Annotated in this window: 4 protein-coding genes; 2 read left to right on the forward strand and 2 right to left on the reverse strand. The window is 41.6% G+C overall.

Annotation, left to right across the window (positions count from 1 at the left end; all coding sequences use genetic code 11):
- Positions 1-428: 428 nt before the first annotated feature.
- Together LHW48_00355 and LHW48_00360 are read left to right on the forward strand one after the other, a co-directional pair.
- Positions 429-1523 carry an iron-containing alcohol dehydrogenase gene (locus LHW48_00355; GenBank protein MCB5258912.1) on the forward strand — a complete coding sequence of 365 codons (1095 nt, stop codon included), beginning with the start codon at positions 429-431 and terminating at the stop codon, positions 1521-1523.
- Positions 1524-1526: 3 nt separating this feature from the next.
- Positions 1527-1868, forward strand: a complete 342-nt coding sequence (locus tag LHW48_00360; protein ID MCB5258913.1) for a carboxymuconolactone decarboxylase family protein — start codon at positions 1527-1529, stop codon at positions 1866-1868.
- Here the strand turns inward: LHW48_00360 and LHW48_00365 are convergent.
- Positions 1855-2184, reverse strand: coding sequence for a DMT family protein (locus LHW48_00365; GenBank protein MCB5258914.1), 330 nt, complete (start codon positions 2182-2184; stop codon positions 1855-1857). The two genes, LHW48_00360 and LHW48_00365, sit on opposite strands and share 14 nt — an antisense overlap.
- A gap of 30 nt (positions 2185-2214) precedes the next feature.
- Positions 2215-3063, reverse strand: coding sequence for a Cof-type HAD-IIB family hydrolase (locus LHW48_00370; GenBank protein ID MCB5258915.1), 849 nt, complete (start codon positions 3061-3063; stop codon positions 2215-2217).
- Positions 3064-3457: the final 394 nt, after the last annotated feature.

Below are 3457 nucleotides of genomic sequence, written 5' to 3' on the forward strand. Positions count from 1 at the left end.
ACATGCCCTGATTATTCTACGGTCTTGCATAAGTATTTCACAGTTCTTGCTTCATCTTCAATTTAGGCATACTTTAGCGGAACATGATCCCGAATCTACAGCATGATCTCGGCTTGAACCTTGCTTAAAATCGCTTTGAAGCGAAGGGCAAGCAGTATGCAAAGCTACAATGGATAATGGGGTTTAGCTATTAGAGAGAAAACTTATGAGATTGTTGCACATCCAAAAATAGTAAATTTATATGTTCGAGATCTAGATATTCCGGGCTTTTTCTGATCGTAGCTCTGCCACCCACCACCCTTGTAGTATGGGATTTCGCCACATGCTCCCGATTTTTCATCGGTCATTGTGTACAAAAATCAATTAAGCTTGACATCCTGAGATTGAGTGTAGAATATGCTTCCAGCTAATGTAAACAAGGAGATGTGATGTTGTATATTCCTACCAGGATCTTTTTTGGCACCGGTGCATTGTCTAAAGCCCAGAGTCATATAACCAAGCTGGGAAAAAAGGCATTGATTGTATGTGGCAAAACAAGTGCGCAAAAAAGTGGTGTGATGGCAGATATCCTGCCCCTATTGGCAAAAAACGGCATTAGTCACCATGTATATGCCAAGGTTTCCGAAAATCCCACCACCGATATGGTAATGGAAGGCAAAGAGGAGTATGGTACCCACTTATGCGATTTTATTATCGGTATCGGCGGCGGCAGCCCTATGGATGCAGCCAAGGCGATCTCTTTAGCCGCAGCCAACAATTTGGCAAAACACCAGTTATACGATGCAAATTTGCAGCAAAGAGCGGTTCCGATTGTAGCCATTCCCACAACTCACGGCACGGGTAGCGAAGTAACTCCATACAGTGTGTTAACGGATCTTGCAAGCCACAAGAAGGCAGGATTTGGCAGCGAGTTGATCTTTCCCAGAATAGCCGTTATCAATCCTCAATACATGTTAAGCCAAAGTTACGAGGTAAGCCTACATACATCTATAGATGCGCTTTCGCACCTTTTGGAAGGAATTTATAGCACACAACGCAATCCGCTTTTGTACCCCATGATTTTTAGGGGAATACGGCTAATTATGGATAATCTAAGTTTGTGTTTAAAAACCCCTCGACACCTTCCTTACAGAGAGGCGCTCGCATTGGCAGCGATGTATGGAGGAATTGCAATTGCCCATACGAGCACAACTTTACAGCACGCCATAGGTTATCCATTTACCACAGAGTATGGCATTTCGCATGGCTTGGTAAACGGTATGTTTATGGAAGCGATAATGCGCTTCTATGCCGAAGCATTACAGGATGAATTTGACCAACTTTTTGCTGCCCTAGATCTTTCTATGCAGGAATTTTTTGAATGGCTGGAAGGCTTCCCCATCAAGATTCAGCTAGAAGTAACAGATTGTCAATTGAAATCTTGGATTCCGCAGATACTTGCTGCCAGAAACACGATTATAAGCCCGCGAAAACCAACGGAAGATCAGCTCTTTAAGTTGTTAAAAAGCGTACAGAAAGGTTGAAAGATGCGAGTAAAGGATTTTAGAAAAGAACGTATAGAGCTTACCAGCTTAACTTTGGATAGGGCAAATCTAAATATCAAACGGTTTTTTGCCTTAGATCAGGCAGCTTATTCTGATGGTGCTATAAGTGCCAAACATAAAGAGCTGATGGGGCTTGTGGCCTCGATGGTGCTAAGGTGTGACGATTGTATCTGCTATCACTTGGACCAGTGTGCAGAACTCAAGGTAAGCATGGAAGAGCTGCAAGAAGCCATAAATATTGCCCTGGTTGTGGGAGGATCCATCGTGATTCCGCATTTACGCAGAGCAATGGCTTATTGGGATGAGCTCGCTACCACTCCTTGAAAATGAAAAAGACGGCTGCCACAATTAACACAAATCCCACAATATAATTCCAGCGCATGTCCTCCTTAAGGTAAAACACAGAGAAGCCGGTAAATACTATCAGTGTTATTACTTCCTGTATAGTTTTTAATTGGTAAGCATTAAATACGCCGTATCCCATGCGATTTGCCGGTACCTGAAAACAGTATTCAAAAAAGGCGATAAACCAAGATATCAAGATTACCTTGAATAGTGGTGTCGATTTATATTTGAGATGACCGTACCAGGCGAAGGTCATAAAGATGTTAGAGATCGAAAGCAGAAAGATTGTTTTCATTATATTTCTCGAAATAGATAGATTTATGTTTTATGAGCTTGTGCTAGCAGGGAAGTGGCTTAGCCAATGTTGCACAGCCGCAGAAAAACCATCCTTATCACAACTTGCCACCACTTCAAACTTGTCTTTCAATTCCTGCGGAGCATTGGCGGTTACATAGGCAAATGGGCAGAGCTCAAGCATGTGCAAATCGTTGTAATCGTTACCTATAACCATGCAATGCCGTAATGACATACCGATTATTTGCAGCAACCGCATAATTCCCTCACCTTTGTTTACGCCGGGAGCAAAGATCTCAATCCAAATAGAGCAAAAATCCAGAGGTGAAGTTGTGCGAATAGCCGTGAGGGGATGTAGCCGAGTGCAGAGATCTTCATATAGATCTTTCCGATTGTGCTCTACAATAGTTAGAAATTGAGTTGCCCCATCCCAAGATGGGGTTTCACTATGCTGCAATTCTGTGGCAAATTCACGGTAGATATCAATGCGATTAGTGAAGTCTGTGTTTGTTCCAAAAGATTTGTATTGAATGTGATGAGTTTCGGGAATACTGTTGTGGAGCATATAATCCAATTTCAGATCTTCCAATACCTCGCAAACGCGCAATATTTGCTTGGCATCCAGATTTTGGCTATAGATAAGCTCCTGCTTTTTCCAATCCATAATCCCCGCACCGGTGGCAAAGATCACATAATCGAAAGGTGCATCAATAGGCACAACCTTACTCATGCTGAACAGAGACCTACCCGTAGCCAATACCCGGCATATACCTCTTTGGGCAAGCTCTTCCAGCATGATCAGATTAGTCGCACTTATTTTGCCATTGGGAGGCAATAAAGTGCCATCCAAATCGCTAATGCAAATTCCAGCATAATCCATCGAAATTCCCCAAGACCAGTAAATTTAACAGTAAGAGCATGTGTAACAGCAATATAAACCCCGTAAACTAAGATTCATTCTCATATATTTTGGTAAGTAATGCTACAAACACTGTTTCTGTCAACTCATTTTTTGTTTAGGAATAGCTTTTTTTTCTTGACAAAAAATTAAATGTAATATAAAGTGCACATCAGTTCAATTAGATAATAATTCGTAATCTTGAATAGAGTGAAAAAAGAGCCTTATCAGAGCTCTATAATAAAAAAAAACCATGGAGGTTTACCATGAAAAAAGGAATTCTTGTCCTATTTTCACTAGTTCTCATCAGTTCGGTGTTCGCATTCACCACAGGTGATATGATGGTTGGCGGTCAGGTTGGTTTCTCATCAGAAAA

The sequence above is a fragment of the Candidatus Cloacimonadota bacterium genome, assembly GCA_020532355.1.
In the GTDB taxonomy this organism is placed as follows: Bacteria; Cloacimonadota; Cloacimonadia; order Cloacimonadales; family Cloacimonadaceae; genus UBA5456.